Below are 19,233 nucleotides of genomic sequence, written 5' to 3'. Positions count from 1 at the left end.
ACGAGCGCGCACCCTTTCGCCCGGCGGGCGCGTATCTCCCGCCGCATACGCCGCACCGCAAGGCGGGGGAGCCTAAGGCGCGGTCAAACACCAAATCGGGAATTCGCACCATGATCACTCGCACCGCGCTGTCCGGCGCCAGCGCCATCGCCCTTGCCCTGACCATCGTCCTGCCCGCTGCGGCGCATGAAGGCGGCGAGGCCATCGAAACGCTCGCCGACGACGCGGCGGAAGAGAGCGCCGAGAGCGCCACGCCGACGATGAGCTTCGGCGAATGGGGCGTCGACCCCGAACTGCTTTCGGACGAGATCGAGCCGGGTGATGACTTCTTCGCATACGTCAACCAGGAATGGCTCGACGCGAACCCGCTGCCGGCGGAATACAGCCGTTTCGGCGCGTTCAACCTGCTGCGCGAGAAGTCGACGACCGACGTCAAGGCGCTGATGGACGAGCTGACCGCCAAGCCGCGCGAGGCGCTTTCAGCCGACGAGCGGCGCATCGTCGATGCCTACGAAACCCATCTCGACACCGCCGCGATCGACGCTGCGGGCCTTGCGCCTGCGCAGCCCTATCTCAATGAAATCTTTGCCGCGACCTCGCTCGAGAGGCTGGCGATGCTCTGGGCAAAGCCCGGTTTCGCGAGTCCCCTCGGCGGCTATGTCGGCGTGGATGCCAAGCAGCCCGACCGCTATGTCGCGCAGGTCGGCATCGGCGGGCTCGGCCTGCCCGACCGCGACTACTACCTCGACGATAGCGAGGAAGGGCGCGAGGTCCAGGCGAAATACCGCGAATACATCGCCTTCCTGCTGGGCGAGGCGGGCTATGAAGACCCTGAAACCGCCGCGGCCGCGATCTACGCCTTCGAGGACCGGCTGGCGCGCGAGGTGATGTGGGACCGCACCATGCGGCGCAACCGCGACCTCACCTATAACCGCGTGTCGGCGGACGAGATGGCGGCGATGTCCGGCCCGCTCCCCGTGACCGCGATGATGGAGGCGATGGGCCTGTCGGCTTCGCCCACCTATGTCGTCAGCATGATGCCGCCGAGCGAGGAAGAGGTCGAGGAACTCGGCCTCGATGCAGAGGCGCTGGCGAAGATCGGGACGGGCCTGCCGGGGATGTTCGACGTTCTTGGCCAGACCCCCGTCGCAACGCTGCAGGCGTGGACGGTCAAGGAAATGCTGTCCGACAACGCCTCGATCCTGCCGACCCGCTTCGACGAGGCGGCGTTCGAATTCTACGGCAAGACCCTGCGCGGCACGCCCGAACAGCGCCCGCGCTGGAAGCGCTCGATCGCGGCGGCCGAGGGGATGCTCGGCGAACTGATCGGCGCGTCCTATGTCGAGCGCTACTTCCCGCCCGAAAACAAGGCGGCGATGGAGGAACTGGTCGCCAACCTGCGTAAGGCGGTCGCCGAAAGCATCGCCGAGATCGACTGGATGGGTGAGGAGACGAAGGGCCAAGCGCTTGAAAAGCTCGCCAGCTTCGATCCCAAGATCGGTTACCGCGACAATCTCGAAACCTATGAGGGTCTCGAAATCACCCGCGGCAATGCGATCGCCAACGCGATGGCCGCGGCCGAATGGGCGCGGGCGGACAATGTCGCGAAGCTCGGCCAGCCGATCGACCGGACCGAGTGGTTCATGCTGCCCCAGACGGTCAATGCCTATTACAACCCGACCAAGAACGAGATCGTCTTCCCCGCCGCCATCCTGCAGCAGCCCTTCTTCGGGATGAGCGCGGACCCGGCGGTGAACTACGGCGCGATCGGCGGGGTGATCGGCCACGAGATCGGCCACGGCTTCGACGACCAGGGCTCGAAATACGATGCCACCGGAAAGCTTCGCAACTGGTGGACCGACGAGGACCGCGCCGCCTTCGACGCCAAGACCGACGCGCTGGTCGCGCAATACGACGCCTTCTGCCCGTTCGACGAGGGCGAGACCTGCGTCAACGGGCGCTTCACGCTGGGCGAGAACATCGGCGACCTCGGCGGGCTCAGCCTCGCCTACCGCGCCTACAAGATCGCGACCGAGGGCAAGGAGGTGCCGGTGATCGACGGGCTGACCGGCGACCAGCGCTTCTTCCTCGCCTGGGCGCAAGTGTGGCGTTCGATGCAGCGCGAGGAGAACTACCGCCAGCGCCTTCGCACCGACCCGCACAGCCCCGAGGAATACCGGGTCAACGGCGTCGTGCGGAATCTCGATGAATGGTACGAAGCCTTCGGCGTGACCGAGGACCATGCCATGTACATCCCGCCCGAAGAGCGCGTGAGAATCTGGTAAGGAGTCCTTGATGCGGCAGCCCATCCGGGCTGCCATATCCTCGCTCACGCGACCTGAAGGTCGCGTCGCTGCGGGCGGCCAGTCGGCCTTGCGGTCGCTGGCGCGACCGGACATCGCGACGACCCCGGCCTTACCGCGCTGGTCCGACGCCGCAGGCGTCGCAAGCGCGACCGCGCGCCCGCAGCCCCGAAGGGGCGAGGATATCGCGCGCCCGGATGGGCGCGCGCAAAAAGAATTGACTTGGCACCGCCAGGTGCCAAGGCGCGGGCCATGACGTTTTTCCAGATGCTTCTGATCGCGGTGGTGCAGGGGATCACCGAGTTCCTGCCGATCTCCTCGTCGGGGCACCTCATCCTGATCCCGTTCCTGACGGATTTTCCCGACCAGGGGCCGATGATCGACATCGCGGTCCATGTCGGCTCGCTGCTTGCGATCATCGTCTATTTCTTTCGCGACGTGGCGGGCCTTGCGCGGGGCGGGTTCGCGAGCATCGGGATCGGGCACGCGCCCGAGCAGCGCCGTCTGTTCTGGTGGATCGTGCTCGGCACCATTCCCGCCGTGGTCTTCGGGCTCGCGATCAAGCTCGGGTTCCTGAACGGCGTGGTGAGCGCGACCTTTGGGATTCCCATCATCGAGGACGACCTGCTCGCCTCGATCCGCTTCACCGACCTCATCGCGGTCAACCTGATCGGTTACGGCATCCTCCTCGGCCTCGCGGATCGCTTCGGGCGGCAGGACAAGACCTTCGAGCAGATGACCTGGCGCGACGGGCTGATCGTCGGCTGCGCGCAGGCGCTCGCGCTGATCCCGGGGACGAGCCGTTCGGGCGTCACCATGACGGCGGCGCGGCTGCTCGGCTATGGCCGGTTCGAGGCGGCGCGGTTTTCCTTCCTGCTGTCGATCCCGGCAGTCGCGGGGGCGGGGGTGCTGATCGTGCCCGACCTGCTCGAGGCCGACGGCGCGCTGCTCACCGATGCGATCATCACCGGCGTGCTGACCTTCCTCGCGGCCTTCGCGACGATGGCCTTCCTGATGAATTTCCTGAAGCGCGCCTCGATGATGGTCTTCGTCGTCTACCGTGTCCTGATGGGCACAGCCCTGCTCTATTTCTTCTGACGCGGCGGCTTTCCCCGGAACCAAGCGCGCTTTATGCGTGTTTTGCAACCAACACCGCCCGCAAAGGGTCGCACGGAACAACCCACCAAGAGGCACAATAGCGCAATGGCATTACTGGTTCTGATCGTGTTGGGAACGACGCTCGGCTGGCTTTCGTCGATCATCGCCCGCACCGAGGAACCGGGCGAGATCCTGCGCCAGGTCGCCGCCGGACTGCTGGTCGCGCTGGTCGCGGGTGTGCTGGTCAATGGCGGGGTCGTGCTGGGCGGGCTGTCGCTGGTCGCGCTCGGCGTGGCGCTCGCCGCGACGGTGGGCGCGCTGGTGCTTTACCATGCCGTGATCCGCAAGCAGATCGAGATCTAGCGCTTCAGACCGGCTTCGCCCCGCTCCCGCGCCCGCCGCGCAGGTGATATTCGAGCGTGCCGCGGTTCACCACGTTGTCGACATCGATCACCGCGCTGTTGGCGTAGGTGAAGCCCGGCGCAAGGCTGCGATAGAGCCGGTCGAAATCGCGCTCGACCGTCTGGCGGTAGAGATCCTCGAAACTTTCGATCACGAAGTAGGTCGGCTGCAGGTCGCTGATGACGTAATCGGTGCGCATCACCCTATCGACGTTGAGCATGATGCGGTTGGGGCTTTCCGCCTCCACCGCGAAGCGCGCCTCGGTCGGCCCGGACAGGATGCCCGCGCCATAGGCGCGGATGCCCGCCTCTTCCTCGATCAGCCCGAATTCGACCGTGTACCAGTAGAGCGCGCCCAGCGCCTTCAACCGGTTGTAGCGCATCGCCTTCCACCCGGCGCGGCCATATTCCTGCATGTAATCGGCATAGACCGGATCGGTCAGCATCGGCACGTGGCCGAAGACGTCGTGGAAGACGTCGGGCTCCTGGATATAGTCGAAGGTCTCGCGCGTGCGGATGAAATTGCCCGCCGGAAAGCGGCGATTGGCGAGATGCCAGAAGAACACGTGGTCGGGAATGAGCATCGGCACGGGCACGACGCTCCACCCGGTGAGCTGGCCCAGTTCCTCCGACAGCCGGGCGAATTCGGGCACGCCGCCACGGCCGAGGTCGAGCTTGTCGAGCCCTTGCATGAAGGCCGTGCAGGCGCGTCCGGGGAGGATTTCCATCTGCCGCGCGAACAGGTCGTTCCAGACCGCGTTGTCCTCGCTGTCGTAGGCGGTCTGCTCCTTTTCCAGCCAGTCCTCGCCGACATGGGCGGGCCGGGCGAGCGGCGCGGTGAAGACATCGCGCGACATTTCGGGCAGCTTGGTGAAATCCGGGGCGGTTTCGGAGAGCGTGGCCATGTGGTTGCATCTGATACCAAATCGCCCCTCACGCAAGGGTAATCGGACGAAAGGGGCGCTTATGGCGGCGAGGTTGAAGGGCAAGGAATACAGGAAGGCGCTGGAACCGCTGACGCGCGAACTGGTCGGCATGGCGCGCTGGGCGCGGGCGACGGGGGCGCGGATCGTGGTCCTGTTCGAAGGGCGCGACACGGCGGGCAAGGGGGGCGCGATCCGTGCGTTCCGCGACCGGCTCGACCCGCGCCAGTGCCGCACCGTGGCGCTTTCGAAACCGAGCGAGGACGAGCTTACCCAGTGGTATTTCCAGCGCTACGTCCCGCACCTGCCGAGCGCGGGCGAGATCGTGCTGTTCGACCGGAGCTGGTACAACCGCGCCGGGGTCGAGCGGGTGATGGGCTATGCGAGCGAGGAGCAGGTCGTCCATTTCCTGAAGCAGGTTCCCGTGTTCGAGCAGCTTCTGGTCGATGACGGCATCCTGCTGTTCAAATACTGGCTCGCGACCGACCAGGAGCGCCAGGAAGAGCGCCTGCGCGAACGGCTCGAGGATCCCTTGAAACGCTGGAAGCTGTCGCCGGTCGACCTCGCCGCGCGGGAGAAATACGACGCCTACACCGAAGCGCGCGAGGCCATGCTGCGCGCCACGCATACGCGCCACGCGCCGTGGACGCTGGTCGATTTCAACGACCAGAAGCGCGGGCGGCTGACGCTGATCCGCGACCTGCTCGACCGCCTGCCCGACACCCATGTCGAGCCGCCCGCGATCGATTTTCCCGAGCTCGGACGCGAACCCAAGGCGGAAAGCTACGCGATGCTCGAACCCATCGCGCCCTATCCGCTGGACGACGAGCCGGGCGATTGACAAGGCGGACCGTTTGATATAAATATGATATTGCATTTATATCAAACAGGGGAAGCGACATGGTGGAACGTGTGAATTCGATGGCGGCCAGCAGCGAACGCAAGGGCAGCGCCTATAACGGCTATGCGATGCTCGCCCTCATCCTCGTCTTCCTGCTTCTGCCGCTCTCGCAGCTTGTCCTGCAGAGCGCGCCGGGCGCGGTCGTCGTCTCGGCGATCGTGGGCGCGGTGGCGATCCTCTTCATCGCGACCGGCTTCTTCATGATCCAGCCCAACCAGGCGGTCGTGCTCACCCTGTTCGGCGAATACCGCGGGACGGTCCGCAAGGACGGCCTGCACTGGGTGTGGCCGTGGTTCGGCAAGGAGAAGGTTTCCGTGCGCGCCCACAATATGCATTCCGAAAGGGTCAAGATAAACGACCTGCGCGGCAACCCGATCGAGATCGCCTGCAACGTGGTCTGGCGCGTTGCCGACACGGCGCAGGCGGTGTTCGATGTCGACGACTACAAGGAATTCGTGAACATCCAGATCGAGGCGGGGCTTCGCACGGTCGGATCGCGCCATCCCTATGACGATATGTCCGACGAGGACGAGACGACCCTGCGCGGCAGCGGCGACGTGGTGAACCACGAACTGATCGTCGAACTCAATGAAAGGCTGGCGGTCGCCGGGATCACGGTGGACGAAGCGGGCCTGACTCACCTGGCCTATGCGCCCGAGATCGCCGGGGCCATGCTGCGCCGCCAGCAGGCCGATGCGGTCATCTCCGCCCGGCGCAAGGTCGTGATCGGCGCGGTCGGCATGGTCGAGGATGCGCTCCAGAAACTCTCTCACGACGGCATCGTCGAACTCGATGACGAACGGCGCGCAGCGATGGTGTCGAACCTGCTCGTCGTCCTGTGCGGCGAGCGCGAAGCGCAGCCGGTGGTCAATTCGGGCACGCTTTACCAGTAAGGCGACTATCAGGAGGCAGCCATGGCTGCACCCTCAGCGAAAAAAGCCTTCGCCCTCCGGCTCGACCCGGAGGTGCATAAGGCGATCGAGCGCCTCGCCGCGGCGGAACTCAGATCGGCCAATGCCGAGATCGAGATCCTGCTGCGCGAGGCGCTTGCCGCGCGCGGGATCGAGGTCAAGCGCACCCCGCCGCCGCGCCGGGGGCGCCCACCCAAGCAGGATTGACGTCAGAGCGCCGCCGTAGCGCCCATGACCTGCCGTCCGTCCGCCGCAAAGGCGCCGAGCTCGTATCCGTCTTCGCCGCCGCGCATGGCGAGATGCAGGAGATCGCCCGCAATGGCCGGCGACATTCCCCGGAAGGTGAAGGTGCGCACCCGGTTCTCGCCCAGCTCGCGCGCGGCCAACTGCAGCAGCAGGCTCGCCGTCAGCGGGCCATGCACCACCAGCCCGCGATAGCGCTCGACCCCGCGCGCATAGGGCGCGTCGTAATGGATGCGGTGCGTGTTGAAGGTCAGCGCGGAATAGCGGAACAGCAGACGCGGATCGGGCGTGAGCGCGGTGTGCGCATCCCACGCCGACTTGTCGAAGCGCGCGTCTCCGGCTTCCGGCGGCGCAAGCGGCGCGTCCGGCGCGGCGGCCTCGCGATAGACCAGCGTCTGCGTCTCCAGCACCGAGAGCGTCCCGTTGGCGTGCGTCTCGTGCGCGACGTCGACGAAGGCGAGCGGGCCGGACGAACCCTCCTTCTGCTTGATCGAGACGACCCGGCTGATGCGTTCGATCACGGCGCCGACCGCGAGCGGGGCGCGGAATTCGATTGCACTCGAGGCCCACATCCGCCGCTCCATCGGGAAAGGCGGGAGGAAGCTTGCCGGGCTGTCGTCGCGCGCCGGGTGGCCGTCCTTACCCAGCTGCGCTGTCGGCGCTTCGGGAGTGCACAGGCAGAAGTGGATGCCCTGCGGCATGATCGGCTTTTCGGGCGCATCGAGATCGAAGGTCGCGAAGAAACGCGCCGCCAACGCCGGGGTCAGCGTGTCGCGCGCCCGCGCCTCGCGCCCGATCCAGTCGTCGTAATTCATCGGGCCAGCTCGAACACCGCCGCGATGCCCTGTCCGCCGCCGATGCACATTGTTTCAAGCCCGTAGCGCACGTCGCGGCGCTTCATCTCGTGCGCCATGTCGGCGAGAATGCGCCCGCCCGTCGCGCCGATCGGATGGCCGAGGCTGATGCCCGATCCGTTGACGTTGAGGATCTCGCGGCGGCTGTCGTCCTCGCTCCAGCCCCAGCCCTTGAGCACGGCGAGCACCTGCGGGGCGAAGGCTTCGTTGAGTTCGACGAGGCCGATGTCGTCCCAGGAAAGCCTGCGCCGCTCGAACAGGCGCTGGGTCGCCGGGACCGGGCCGATACCCATGCGCGACGGGTCGCAGCCCGCCGCCGCCCAGCCGCCGAACCACAGCATCGGCTCGAGGCCGAATTCGGCGAGCTTGTCTTCCGCCACGACGAGACACGCGGCGGCCGCGTCGTTCTGCTGGCTGGCATTGCCCGCCGTCACGATGGCATCGGGGTCGCGCTTCCCGTCGATCGGGCGAAGCGCGCCCAGTGTCTCCATCGAGGCGTCGGGGCGGAAACCCTCGTCCTTCGCGAAGAGCACGGGATCGCCCTTGCGCTGCGGAACCTCTACGGGCACGAGCTGCGCGTCGAATTTCCCTTCGTCCCACGCGCTCGCCGCGTTGAGATGCGAGCGCACGGCGTATTCGTCCGCCTCCTCGCGGGTGATCGCATAATCCTTGGCGAGGTTCTCCGCCGTTTCGATCATGCCGGTGATGACGCCGAACCGCTCGATCGGCTGGCTGCGCACCCGGCCCCGACTGAGGCGGTCGTGCAGCGTGATGTCGCCCATCCGCGCGCCGCCGCGGCCCTGCAGGGTATAATGCTCGACATTCGACATGGACTCGACGCCGCCCGCCACGACCATGTCGGCCATGCCTGTCTCGACCATCATCGCCGCCGTTGCGACCGCCTGCACGCCCGATCCGCAGCGCCGGTCGAGCTGGAAGCCCGGCACCTCCAGCGGAAGGTCGGCGGCGAGCCACGACCAGTGCCCGATCGCCGGCGCCTCGCCATTGCCGTAGCCTTGGCTGAACACCACGTCGTCGACCCGCGCCGGGTCGATGCCCGAGCGTTCGACCAGCGCCTTGAGGATGACCGCGCCCAGTTGTCCGGCGTCGAGGCTGGAAAGCCCGCCGAGGAACTTGCCGACGGGGGTGCGGAGGGGCGAAACAATGGCGGCGCGTCTGGTCATTTCAGCGGTCCTTGTCGGAAAGGGCTACGGTCCCGGCATCGACGAGCTTGCCGATTGCGCCCGAGGACAGCCCGAGCCTTTCGGCGAGCACCTCTTCGGAATGCTGGCCGAGGTAAGGCGCGGGGGCGGGGCTGCCCGGCTCCTTCGCCGGAAGGTTGGCGAAGCTGCGGGTGGCGGGATATTCGAAGCCCGACGGGTTGGCGGGCGAGGGGCCGAACAGCGGGTTGTCCGCCACCAGCACCGGGTCGTTCGCCGCCTCGTGCGCGGTGCGGTAGCGCTCGAATGTGCAGCCGTGCGCGGCCATGCGCGCCTCCAGCGCGGCGTAATCATGGCTGCCGGCGACGTTCTGGAACAGCTCGAACAACCGGTGGCGATGCTCGAAACGGGGGCGGTCGCCGTCGGCGAATTTCACCCCGACTTCGGCTTCGAGCTGGGCGATGGGGGTTTCGAGGCCGAATGCTTCGACGAGGCCGTTCCACTGTTTCGGCGTCAGCGCGGCGACCATGAAGCGCTTGCCGTCCTTGGAGCGGAAATCGCGCCCGAACGCGCCCCAGATCGCATTGCCGAGCCGTTCGCGGTCGGCCCCGCGATAGAGCATTTCCGCCATCGTCCCCGAATTGGCGAGCGTCCCGATGGCGACGTCGCCCAGCGGGATGCGCACCTCGCTCCCTTCGCCGGTGGCGTCGCGGTGGCGCAGCGCGGCCATCAGCGCGAAGGCGGAATAGGCGCCGGTGATGAAGTCCCATGCCGGAAGCACCTGGTTCACCGGCGGGGCGGTTTCCATCTCCCACTCTTCGGGTCCGCACATCAGCGGATAGCCGCTCGCGGCGTTGACGGTGAAATCCATCGCCTGCCGCCCGTCGTGCCAGCCCATGATGCGGACCGAGACGAGATCGGGCGCGCCCTCAGGCTGCTTCGCCTTGACGGCATCGTGCTCGAGAAAGCTCTTCTCCGGCAGGTTGGTGATCATCTGCCCGGTCCGCGCGGCGAGTTCGGCGCACAGCTCGCGCCCCTCAGGCGAACGCAGGTCCAGCGCGACCGATTTCTTCGCCCGGTTGAGATTCTCCCAGCTGAGCGAGCGGCCTTCCTTCGTCAGCATATAGCGGTCGTAATCGAGCCCGCCCGCCTTGTGATCGACACGGATCACCTCCGCGCCGAGCTGTGCGCAGTAGAGCCCCGCGGTGGGGCTGGCGACGAAGCTCGAGACTTCGATGATCGAAAGGTCGCTTAGCAGATTATACATTGGAGTCCCTGTTGCGAGCGGATCGGGCATCCGGCCGATCCTCGATGCCGGGCCGCCCTCTCCCTCGCCCTTTCACCCGGAATGGTATCCTCAAGGGCGCAAGGGTGGGGAGAGGGCGGCGCGGCACTAGCCGACGACGGATGTCGTCGGCGTGTCAGCCATGCACCGCCTCCCATTCGCGCAGCATATGCTTGGCGATCTGGAGCTGGAGGATCTGCGTCGTGCCCTCGTAAATGCGGTAGATGCGCGCATCGCGATAGAAACGCTCGGCGTCGTATTCGGCCAGATACCCCGCCCCGCCGTAGATCTGCACCACGCGGTCGACCACGCGGCCGCACATCTCGGAGGCGAAGACCTTGAAGGCGGCGGCCTTGGCGATGGTGTTCTCACCCCGGTCGACGCGCTCGGTCACATCCTTCATCATGCATTCGGCGGCGTAGATCTCGGTCTCGCTGTCGGCGAGCATCGCCTGGATCAGCTGGAAGCGCGCGATCGGCTCGCCGAAAGCCTTGCGCTCATTGGCATAGCGCAGCGCCGAATCGAGCGCGCGGCGGGCATAGGCGGTCGCCGCCGCGCCGACCGAAATGCGACCGTTGTCGAGGCTCTGCATGGCGAAGCGGAAGCCCTGTCCCGTCTCCCCGCCGAGCAGCGCATCGCCCGGCACCTTCACGTCGTCGAGCATGATGTCGGAAATGTGCGAGCCGGCCTGCCCCATCTTCTTGTCGGGCGAGCCGGTCGAAATGCCCGGCGTCGACATCGGCACGATGAAGGCCGAGACGTGCGCGTTCTTGGGCAGCGCCTCCTTTTCGGTGCGCGCCATGATCAGCGCGACGTCGGCATGAGGGGCGTTGGTGATGTAGCGTTTCGAGCCGTTCAAAATCCAGCCATTGCCGTCCGGATCCGGCACGGCGGTGGTCTGCATCGCCGCGCTGTCGCTGCCCGAACCCGGCTCGGTCAGGCCGAAGCAGGCGATCTTGCCCTCGATCAGCTTGGGATACCATTCCTGCCGCTGCGCCTCGGTCCCGCCGTTCTTCAGCGCGCTCGCGAACATCCCGATATTGATCGAGAAGATCGAGCGAAACGCGGGCGCGGCATAGCTCATGATGTTGACGACGCGCGCATATTGCCGGGTGTTGAGCCCCGCGCCGCCGTATTCCTCGGGCACGGAAATGCCGAACAGGCCCATCTCGCGCATTTCATTGAGGATATCCTCGGGCACGCGGTCGTTTTCGATCACGTCCTTTTCCGCGGGGATCAGCCGTTCGCGGACATAGCGCTGGAGCTGCTCGGCGAACTGCTCGAAGGTTTCCTCGTCCATTCCGGGATTGGTGCGGGCGGGGTTTGCGATGGGGGCGTTCATAAATGGGTCTCGGTTGCTGGTATTCGGGTCAGTCTTCGGGCGAGGCTTCGGGCATTTCGGGTGCAGGGGGCGCCGCCTCGGTCCCGGGGACGACGCCTTCGGGCAGGCGCTCGGCCTCGAGCATTTCGGCGGCGTCCTCGAGCGCCTTGGCCTCGCCCTCGCTCACGCCGGTCGGCGGCCCTTGCGCCTCGTCGCAGGCGGCGAGCGCGAGGGAGGCGAGAAGGGCGAGGCAGGCGGGGCGGGTGATGGCGGGCTTACTCGCCTTCGAGCTCGCTGCGCGCGGCCTCGGCGGTCGCTTCGACATCGCCGAGCATCGCTTCGATCTCGGCCGCGTCGGCGGCGGCGTTGTCGGCGGCTTCGTTCGCGGTCTCCTCGCTCACCGGAGCGGGCGTTTCGGCCTCGACCGGCTCGGCGAGGTCCGGGTCCGCGACCGGTTCCTCGGTCACGTCCGACAGGGCTTCCTCGGCCGGGGCTTCGACGGTTTCGGCCCCTGCGTCCTCGGCCGCGTTGTCGGTCCCGCCGCAGGCCGCGAGCGTCAGCGCGAAACCGCCGAGCGCGGCGGCGGCCATGGTCTTTTTCATCTGGTCATCCTCCTCCGGGTGAATTGCGCGAGCGGGTGTAGCCAAGGCGGGGCGCAAAGGCCAAGTGCGAATGTGAGGGGCGCGCGCTTGGTTAGACGGCGATTAACCTGTCGCTCGTAGAATCGCGCGCATGACCCGCACCCACGCCTTGTCGCCGCCCCGCCGGCCCTCCGCCCTCGCCATTGCCGCCACCGCGGCGCTGGCGGTGCTTGCGATCCCCTTCGCCGCGCTGTTCGCGCAGGAGGCGGACCGGCCCTTTACGGTGAAGGAGACGGGGCGCTCTTTTGCGAGCCTGCAGCAGGCGGTGGACGCGATCGGGCGCGCGCGCGGCACGGTCGTCATCGCGCCGGGGCGCTATCGCCAGTGCGCGGTGCAAAGGGCGGGGATCGTCACCTACGAGGCGCGGGAATACGGCAGCGCCGTGCTCGAAGGGCGTGCGTGCGAGGGCAAGGCGGCGCTGGTCCTGCGCGGAGACGGCGCCGAGGTGAAGGGACTGGTGCTGCGCGGCATATACGTGGGCGACGGCAACGGGGCGGGCATTCGGCTTGAGAATGGCGCGCTCAACGTCGCCTTCACGACCTTCGACGACAGCCAGCAGGGGCTGCTCACGGGCGTGGTTCCCAATGCGCGGATCTACATCACGCGTTCGACCTTCACCCGGCTCGGCACGTGCGAGAATTCCGCCGGCTGCGCGCATTCGATCTATGTCGGGGACGTGCCCGAGCTCACGGTGCGCGAAAGCCGTTTCGAAAAGGGCACGGGCGGGCACTACCTCAAATCGCGCGCGGCGGTGAACGTGATCGAGGGCAATTCCTTCGACGATTCGGCCGGGAGCGCCACGAATTACATGATCGACCTTCCCGCCGGCACGCGCGGGCGGATCGCGGGCAACTGGTTCGTGCAGGGGCGCGACAAGGAGAATTATTCGGCCTTCATCGCGCTGGGCGCGGAGGACCGGCTGCATCCTTCCGACGGGCTTTCGATCACCGGCAACGAGGCGCGCTTCGTGCCCGGTCTGAGGCGGTCGAGCGCCTTCCTCGCCGACTGGACGGGCGAGCGGGTGGCGCTGTCGGGCAACCGCCTTGCCGAGGGGATCAGGGACTACGAAGCGCGCTGAACCGCACAGGCCGGACTCACTCTCCCATGTCGAGGCCGAGCTCGGCCGCGATGGCGAAGGCGCGGTCCTCGACCCCTTCGAGATCGGCTGCGCCCAGTTCGCCCGCCACCTGTTCGGCATTGCTCCGCGCTTCCTCGTTGCCGAGCGCGGCGGAAAGCAGGAACCACGCGGCGGCCTCCGCCTTGTCGACCGGACGGCCCTCGCCGAGGTAATGCATCACCGCGACCCCGCGCATCCCGCCCGCATCGCCGAGCCGCGCGGCGCGTTCGTAGCTGGCATAGGCCGCATCGAAATCCTTCGGCGTCCCGCGCCCGGTCGCGTGCATCACGCCGAGGCTGACGAGCGCGTTGGCGTAATTCTCCGCCGCGGCCAGCCTGAACAGCGCCACCGCCTGCCCGGAGCCGCCGGCGATCCTGCCTTCGTCCATCAGCACGCCCAGCCGCCAGCGCGCATGGTTGCGCCCGGCGGCGGCGGCGACGCGGTAATGTTCGGCAGCGGCCTGCGGGTCGGGCTCGGTGCCGCGGCCCTGCTCGATCATCCAGCCGAGCCAGTCATGCGCCTTTGGATCGCCTGCAGCCGCCTCTTGCCGGGCCTGCGCCAGTGCCGCGTCGTAGTCCTCGGCCTGATACAGATCCTCGATCGAAGCCTGCGCGTTGCCGAGCCCGAACACGAGCGCGAGCGCAAGGATGATGTGTCGCATTGATTTCCCCCCGTTCTTCCGTCGCGACGCTAGCCGAAGGCGGCGGCGCGCGAAAGACCGCCGTGGGCTTGCGGAGGCAGAGCGAGCGCTAGGACGCGCTCTCGCTTTCGGGCGGGTCGAAGGCGCGCACGTAGCGCTGCTCGGTCGCGGGGATCGGCGGGCCGAGGCTTTTCACCTGGAACGCCCAGCCGAGTTCGCCCGCGAGCCACATCGGCGTGTCCTGCCTGAAGCCGAAATGCGTGTAGAGTTCGGGATCGCCGAGCACGGTGATGCCCCTCGCGCCTCGCTCGCGCATGATCGCCTCGCCAGCCTCGATCAGGCGGCGGCCCAGCCCCTTGCCCTGGTGGGCCGGATCGACCGCGACCGGGCCGAGCACGACCCAGCCTTCCTCGCCGTTCTCCAGCAGCGCGGGGGAATAGGTCGCCTGCCCGATGATCGCGCCGTCCTCCACCGCGACGAGCGAGAGCAAGAGGTCGCCGTCGGCGCGCAGGCGATCGATCACGTCCTGCTCGTCGCCGTCGGAATAGGCGTGGCCGACGAAGGCGCGCCTCACCATCGCGCGGATCGCGGCTTCCTCGCCCGCGCGTTCGGGGCGGATCGTGATGTCGCTCATGTGAGGAGGTGCCCCGACCGGTCGCGCTTGGTCGCAAGATAGCGCGCGTTGTGGGGGTTTTCGGGCAGCTGGTGCGCGACCCTTTCCGCGACCGCGATTCCCGCCGCCTCCAGCGCCTCGACCTTGGCCGGGTTGTTGGTGAGCAGCCGGATCGCGCCCGCGCCGAGCAGGTCGAGCATCCGCGCGGCGGTGGGGAAGTCGCGCGCCTCGTCGGGCAGGCCGAGCCGCTGGTTGGCCTCGACCGTGTCGAAGCCCTGGTCCTGCAGCCGGTAGGCGCGCAGCTTGTTGACCAGCCCGATCCCGCGCCCCTCCTGCCTGAGATAGAGCAGGATGCCCCACCCGTCCTTCTCGCGCGCTTCCTTGGCCATCGCGTGGAGCGCCGCGTCGAGCTGCGGCCCGCAATCGCATTTCAGGCTGCCGAGGATGTCGCCGGTGAGGCATTCCGAATGGAGCCTAACCAACGGCGCCGTCTCGCCCGATTGCTTGCCCACGATGAGCGCGACGTGTTCGCGCGTGTCGGCGGGGGAGCGGAAGGCGACGATCTCGCAGGTCTCGCTCGCCGCGATGGGAAGCCGCGCGCGGGTGACGATGCGCAGCCGCGCCGCTTCGCTGTAGGCGGCGAGGTCTTCGGCGAGCAGCGGATGCGGCTCGCCCGCGTCCTCCGGATCGACCATGAAGGCCGGCAGGATGCCTGCGATCCGGGCGAGTTCCATCGCGGTGCGCGCGGTTTCCTCCCACGCCAGCGGCTCGGCGCGGAACGGGCCCTTGAGCGGATTGGCGAGGTCGAGCGCGGGGTCGGCGATGGGGGTCGCGTCGGCCAGCGTGAAGGGCTCGCCCCCGTGGATGAGGACGGGTGCATGGGGCACGGCGGCCTCGCGCTGGTTGGCGAGTTTCAGGGTCGCAGCGCGCGCGGCGGAGATGAGCAGCCGCCCCGAAGTCGCCCCGCTCGCGATGGCGGTTTCGATCGGCAGCAGCGTCACCGCGTCCGGCCCTTCCCCGAATACGAGCGGCCAGCCGTGGCGCAGCGCATCGACCGCCTGCGCCGCGCGGCGTTCCGGGGACGGTGCGCCCGGCTGGCTCACACGTCGAACCCGGTGAGGATCGGCACGTGGTCCGACGGCTTTTCCCAGTCGCGCGCCTCCTCCAGCACCGCGTGGCGCCGGGCCTGCGCGGCAAGGGCGGGCGAGGCCCATACGTGGTCGAGCCGTCGCCCCTTGTCGTTGGTCTTCCAGTTGGGATTCCGGTAGGACCACCAGCTGTAATAGCGTTCGGGGTGCGGCACGTGCTCGCGCCCGATATCGACCCAGCCGTGGGCCTCGCGGAAACGGTCCAATGCCTCGACCTCGATGGGCGTGTGGCTCACGACCTTGAGCAATTGCTTGTGGCTCCACACGTCGGATTCGAGCGGGGCGATGTTGAAATCGCCGACGATCAGCGTGGGCTTGTCGAGAGCGTCCGCCCAGCGCGCCATGCGTTCGAGAAAATCGAGCTTCTGCCCGAATTTGGCGTTCACTTCGCGGTCGGGCACGTCGCCGCCGGCGGGGACGTAGACGTTCTCGAGAAAGACGTCGCGCCCCAACACCTCGACCCCGACATGGCGCGCTTCGCCATTGTCCTGCCAGTCGTGGCGCGTGACCTCGCGGATCGGCACGCGGGAGACGGTGGCGACGCCGTGATAGCCCTTCTGTCCGCAGATCGCCTGGTGCTCATAGCCCATTTCGGCCAATGCGGCGGCAGGGAACTGGTCCTCCTGGCACTTGATCTCCTGCAGGCACAGGATGTCGGGCGAGTGTTCCTCGAGATAGCGCTGCACGAGCGGCAGGCGCAGGCGGACCGAGTTGATGTTCCAGGTGGCGACAGACAGCATGGGGCGGACTTAGGCGGGGGCGCGGGCAAAATCCAGCGCGCGCGGCGCCGCTCTCCCGGCAAGCGTCCCTTTACGGTCACATTGCTTGCCGATAGCGCGGGGCGACAAGGAGACGACCCCATGAGAAAGCTTCGCCCGCTGATCGCTCTTGCCGCCGCCGCCCTGCCGCTGGCTGCGTGCACGACGACGAACAACTACAACTACGCCGAGGGCGATCCCGGAACCGTGACGACCGAGGGCGGCATCGCCGAGGCGCGCGCGAAGAACGTCATCCTCTTCATCGGCGACGGGATGGGCATCTCGACCGTCACCGCCGCGCGCATCTACGAAGGCCAGAAGCGCGGGGAGCCGGGCGAGGACAATGCGCTCGTGTTCGAGACCTTCCCCAATGTCGCGCTGGTTAAGACCTACAACACCAATGCGCAGGTTCCCGACAGCGCCGGGACCGCGACGGCGATGCATTCGGGCAAGAAGACCCGCATGGGCGTGCTCGGCATCGGGCCGGACGCGGTGCGCGGATCGTGCCGCGATGCGCTCGCCCACCCGCTCCCGCTGCTGGGCGAGGAGGCGAAGGAGAAGGGGCTTGCATTGGGCATCGTCTCGACCGCGCGGATCACCCATGCGACGCCTGCCAGCGTCTATGCGAGGAGCGCCGACCGCGACTGGGAAGCCGCCGTGCCCGAGGCCGAAGCGCAATACGGCTGCAAGGACATCGCGACCCAGCTCGTCGAGGCTGACTGGGACGTGGCGCTGGGCGGCGGCTCGGCCGTGTTCTTCGGGCGCGACAAGGGCGGGGCGCGGGCCGATGCGGGAGCGGACCTGCCCGCCGCATGGGCCGCGCGGACCGGCGGGACCATCGCCCGCACCGCCGCCGAACTGACCGCCGCGCCCGCGGGCAGGCCGGTGCTGGGCCTCTTCTCGCCGAGCCACATGACCTACGAGGCCGAGCGCCGCGAAGGCTCCACCGAACCGACGCTCACCGGCATGACCGCGCAGGCGATCGAGCGGCTGGAGCGCGATCCCGACGGGTTCTACCTGATGGTCGAAAGCGGCCGGATCGACCACGCCCACCACGCGGGCAAGGCGGGCTATGCGCTCGAGGAAGCGGTCGAGTTCGCCCGCGCGATCCGCTATGCCGTCGAGCACACCGACCCGGAAGAAACCCTGATCCTCGTCACCGCCGATCACAGCCACGTCTTCACCATCGCGGGCTATCCCCGGCGCGGGAACGACATCCTCGGCCTCGTCGTCCCGCCCGCAGGCGAGACGGGCAGCGAGGAGGAGCCGATCATCGCCTCGGACGGCAAGCCCTACACGACGCTCGGATATGGCAACGGCCCGGGTGCGATTGCGGGCATGGCCGAACGCCCGATGCCCGAAACGGGGCTGGAGGCGCAGCAGCAGGCGACTATCCCGCTCGGCAGCGAGACCCACGCGGGCGAGGACGTCGCGCTCTACGCCACCGGCCCCGGCGCGACCCGCGCGCGCGGCGTGATCGAGCAGAACGTGATCTACGAGATCATCCGCAAGGCGCTGGGGTGGGATTAAGGCGCACGGACCACTCGCTCGCCGTTAGCGAGTTGCGCTGATCCGGCCCGAAGGGCCGCAAGGGCGACCGCCCGCCCGCAGGCCCGTAAGGGCCGAGGAAATCGCAGCGCGGATGCGCTGCGCAAACAAAACACAAAAACCCCCGACCCGGGGGCGATGGGTCGAGGGTTCCTTGTGAGCGTTCGTCACGCTTGTGCAAGCCGGCCTTCGCGAAGGGAGGGCAACAGGGGGGAAACCCGCCTTCAGCCGTCTTGTCGAGAACCCGAATACGCCAGGATGGCTTTCGGGTAAATGAACGAGCGCCTAGGTTTGTCGCATTTCTACAACCGCGCGCCGACCACCCGTTCAGCGTGGGCGACGACTTGTCCGGCGCGGATCGTCGAAATCGAAGGTGCTTTCCGCGACCGACAGGCCATAGCGATGATTCGACAGGCGCACCGTCGTGCGATGGTTCTGCGCGTCGAGCGCGACCCAGCTGTTCAGTTCCCACCCGGCCGGCGCGCGGCCGTTCTTCACGAAGATCATGGTGATGACGCCGAATTCTGGGCGCGAGGGATCGCGCACCTCGATGCTCAGCACGTCGTCGCGCATCGTGGGGACGAGCTTGCCGTATTTCGCAACGTCGCGCGAGGGATCGAGCAGGGCGCCCAATGGCGAACGCTTGATCGGGTAGCGTTCGACCTGGTTGACCTCGTAATCGACGACGTAGAGCGACTTGCCGTTCGACACGACGAGGAAATCGGAATCCTCGCCGTAATCGAACCGGATCTTGCCGGGGCGCTTCAGGGTCATCGTGCCCGCCACCCGGCGGCCTTCGCGGTCGATCTGGGTGAAGTCGGCGCGCATGGTCGAAATGCCGCGCAGCGCGCGCACCGCCGCGTCGATGCTCCCGGTGGCTTCCTGTGCCTGCGCCGGCGGCGTGAGCGGTGCGGCAAGGGGCAGCGTCCCGGCCAGGCCGAGCGCGAACGCGCCGGCCATCAGCCGGGCGCGCATGGGAAAACGGGTCGGAGAGAAGTCCATCATGCCTCGCGGACTAGGGCCGGGGCATTGAACCGGGCGTGAACTGCGCAAGGACGCAAGAGGCGGGCGATGATCGCCGGCCCGCGCTTACTTGATCTTCGCTTCCTTGAACTCGACGTGCTTGCGCACGACGGGGTCGTATTTGCGGAAGGTCATCTTCTCGGTGATGTTGCGCGGGTTCTTCTTCGTCACGTAGTAGAAGCCCGTGCCCTCGGTCGAGACGAGCTTGATCTTGACGGTTGCGGGCTTCGCCATGGCGGTATCCTGTCGATGGGTGGGGACCTGCCCGAATCGCCGGACCGGCCCAAAAACAAAGGGCGACGCGTGCCCGAACCGGGGATCGCCGCCTCACAGACGCGCGCCATT

At 67.6% G+C, this 19,233-nt stretch carries 21 protein-coding genes; 8 read left to right on the top strand and 13 right to left on the bottom strand.

Annotated elements, in window-relative coordinates; translation table 11 throughout:
• The first annotated feature begins 110 nt into the window (after window positions 1-110).
• From G9473_RS12045 to G9473_RS12035, 3 genes are all read left to right on the top strand, one after another.
• Window positions 111-2,285, top strand: coding sequence for a M13 family metallopeptidase (locus G9473_RS12045; protein WP_291133574.1), 2,175 nt, complete (start codon window positions 111-113; stop codon window positions 2,283-2,285).
• A 270-nt stretch (window positions 2,286-2,555) separates the two neighbouring features.
• The gene (locus G9473_RS12040) at window positions 2,556-3,401 is read left to right on the top strand and encodes an undecaprenyl-diphosphate phosphatase (RefSeq protein WP_291133573.1); all 846 of its coding nucleotides are present in this window, start codon (window positions 2,556-2,558) and stop codon (window positions 3,399-3,401) included.
• 105 nt (window positions 3,402-3,506) lie between these two features.
• Window positions 3,507-3,764 (top strand): hypothetical protein, encoded by a 258-nt coding sequence (locus G9473_RS12035; RefSeq protein WP_291133572.1) that lies wholly within the window; start codon window positions 3,507-3,509, stop codon window positions 3,762-3,764.
• 4 nt (window positions 3,765-3,768) lie between these two features.
• Here G9473_RS12035 and phhA read toward each other — a convergent pair whose 3' ends face one another.
• Window positions 3,769-4,707, bottom strand: a complete 939-nt coding sequence (gene phhA / locus G9473_RS12030) for a phenylalanine 4-monooxygenase (protein ID WP_291133571.1) — start codon at window positions 4,705-4,707, stop codon at window positions 3,769-3,771.
• Window positions 4,708-4,768: 61 nt separating this feature from the next.
• Between phhA and ppk2 the strand changes: the two genes are divergently transcribed.
• From ppk2 to G9473_RS12015, 3 genes are read left to right on the top strand one after another with little or no spacing between them, the layout of a single operon-like run.
• Window positions 4,769-5,566: a polyphosphate kinase 2 gene (gene ppk2 / locus G9473_RS12025; protein ID WP_291133570.1), complete on the top strand. Its 798-nt coding sequence runs from the start codon at window positions 4,769-4,771 to the stop codon at window positions 5,564-5,566.
• A gap of 59 nt (window positions 5,567-5,625) precedes the next feature.
• Window positions 5,626-6,519, top strand: coding sequence for an SPFH domain-containing protein (locus G9473_RS12020; RefSeq protein ID WP_291133569.1), 894 nt, complete (start codon window positions 5,626-5,628; stop codon window positions 6,517-6,519).
• 21 nt (window positions 6,520-6,540) lie between these two features.
• Window positions 6,541-6,744 (top strand): toxin-antitoxin system HicB family antitoxin, encoded by a 204-nt coding sequence (locus G9473_RS12015; protein WP_291133568.1) that lies wholly within the window; start codon window positions 6,541-6,543, stop codon window positions 6,742-6,744.
• Between the two features lie 2 nt (window positions 6,745-6,746).
• Here the strand turns inward: G9473_RS12015 and G9473_RS12010 are convergent, their stop codons facing one another.
• From G9473_RS12010 to G9473_RS11985, 6 genes are all read right to left on the bottom strand, one after another.
• Window positions 6,747-7,595: a MaoC family dehydratase N-terminal domain-containing protein gene (locus tag G9473_RS12010; protein ID WP_291133567.1), complete on the bottom strand. Its 849-nt coding sequence runs from the start codon at window positions 7,593-7,595 to the stop codon at window positions 6,747-6,749.
• Window positions 7,592-8,818, bottom strand: coding sequence for an acetyl-CoA C-acetyltransferase (locus tag G9473_RS12005; RefSeq protein ID WP_291133566.1), 1,227 nt, complete (start codon window positions 8,816-8,818; stop codon window positions 7,592-7,594). Before G9473_RS12005 ends, G9473_RS12010 begins: the two co-directional genes overlap by 4 nt.
• A 1-nt stretch (window position 8,819) precedes the next feature.
• Window positions 8,820-10,061 carry a CoA transferase gene (locus G9473_RS12000; protein WP_291133565.1) on the bottom strand — a complete coding sequence of 414 codons (1,242 nt, stop codon included), beginning with the start codon at window positions 10,059-10,061 and terminating at the stop codon, window positions 8,820-8,822.
• A 154-nt stretch (window positions 10,062-10,215) separates the two neighbouring features.
• A complete protein-coding gene (locus tag G9473_RS11995; RefSeq protein WP_291133564.1) occupies window positions 10,216-11,421 on the bottom strand; it encodes an acyl-CoA dehydrogenase family protein in 1,206 nt (401 codons plus the stop codon).
• A gap of 28 nt (window positions 11,422-11,449) precedes the next feature.
• Complete coding sequence (locus tag G9473_RS11990) at window positions 11,450-11,587, bottom strand: hypothetical protein (RefSeq protein ID WP_291133563.1); 138 nt, start codon at window positions 11,585-11,587, stop codon at window positions 11,450-11,452.
• 88 nt (window positions 11,588-11,675) lie between these two features.
• Complete coding sequence (locus G9473_RS11985) at window positions 11,676-12,002, bottom strand: hypothetical protein (protein WP_291133562.1); 327 nt, start codon at window positions 12,000-12,002, stop codon at window positions 11,676-11,678.
• Window positions 12,003-12,132: 130 nt separating this feature from the next.
• Between G9473_RS11985 and G9473_RS11980 the strand changes: the two genes are divergently transcribed.
• Window positions 12,133-13,119 (top strand): right-handed parallel beta-helix repeat-containing protein, encoded by a 987-nt coding sequence (locus tag G9473_RS11980; protein WP_291133561.1) that lies wholly within the window; start codon window positions 12,133-12,135, stop codon window positions 13,117-13,119.
• Between the two features lie 16 nt (window positions 13,120-13,135).
• On the opposite strand, the gene G9473_RS11975 is transcribed toward G9473_RS11980, so the two are convergent.
• From G9473_RS11975 to xth, 4 genes are all read right to left on the bottom strand, one after another.
• Entirely contained in the window at window positions 13,136-13,819 is a 684-nt protein-coding gene (locus tag G9473_RS11975) for a tetratricopeptide repeat protein (protein ID WP_291133560.1), read from the bottom strand.
• Window positions 13,820-13,907: 88 nt separating this feature from the next.
• Window positions 13,908-14,432, bottom strand: coding sequence for a GNAT family N-acetyltransferase (locus G9473_RS11970; RefSeq protein WP_291133559.1), 525 nt, complete (start codon window positions 14,430-14,432; stop codon window positions 13,908-13,910).
• Window positions 14,429-15,514, bottom strand: coding sequence for a GTP cyclohydrolase II (gene ribA / locus G9473_RS11965; protein ID WP_291133558.1), 1,086 nt, complete (start codon window positions 15,512-15,514; stop codon window positions 14,429-14,431). Before ribA ends, G9473_RS11970 begins: the two co-directional genes overlap by 4 nt.
• Entirely contained in the window at window positions 15,511-16,299 is a 789-nt protein-coding gene (gene xth, locus G9473_RS11960) for an exodeoxyribonuclease III (protein WP_291133557.1), read from the bottom strand. The genes ribA and xth overlap by 4 nt, the downstream gene beginning before the upstream one ends.
• Window positions 16,300-16,419: 120 nt before the next feature.
• On the opposite strand from xth, the gene G9473_RS11955 reads away from it, so the two are divergent.
• The gene (locus tag G9473_RS11955; protein ID WP_291133556.1) at window positions 16,420-17,847 is read left to right on the top strand and encodes an alkaline phosphatase; all 1,428 of its coding nucleotides are present in this window, start codon (window positions 16,420-16,422) and stop codon (window positions 17,845-17,847) included.
• A gap of 345 nt (window positions 17,848-18,192) precedes the next feature.
• Here the strand turns inward: G9473_RS11955 and G9473_RS11950 are convergent, their stop codons facing one another.
• A complete protein-coding gene (locus G9473_RS11950) occupies window positions 18,193-18,870 on the bottom strand; it encodes an outer membrane lipoprotein carrier protein LolA (protein WP_291133555.1) in 678 nt (225 codons plus the stop codon).
• An 84-nt stretch (window positions 18,871-18,954) separates the two neighbouring features.
• On the bottom strand, window positions 18,955-19,122 hold the full coding sequence (gene rpmG / locus G9473_RS11945; RefSeq protein WP_034902319.1) for a 50S ribosomal protein L33: 168 nt from the start codon (window positions 19,120-19,122) through the stop codon (window positions 18,955-18,957).
• Window positions 19,123-19,233 lie beyond the last annotated feature (111 nt).

Origin of the sequence: Erythrobacter sp. (genome assembly GCF_011765465.1) — a bacterium.
Taxonomy (GTDB): Bacteria; Pseudomonadota; Alphaproteobacteria; order Sphingomonadales; family Sphingomonadaceae; genus Erythrobacter.
Note: the sequence above shows the minus strand (reverse complement) of the source record. Positions and strands in the feature narration are given on the sequence as shown.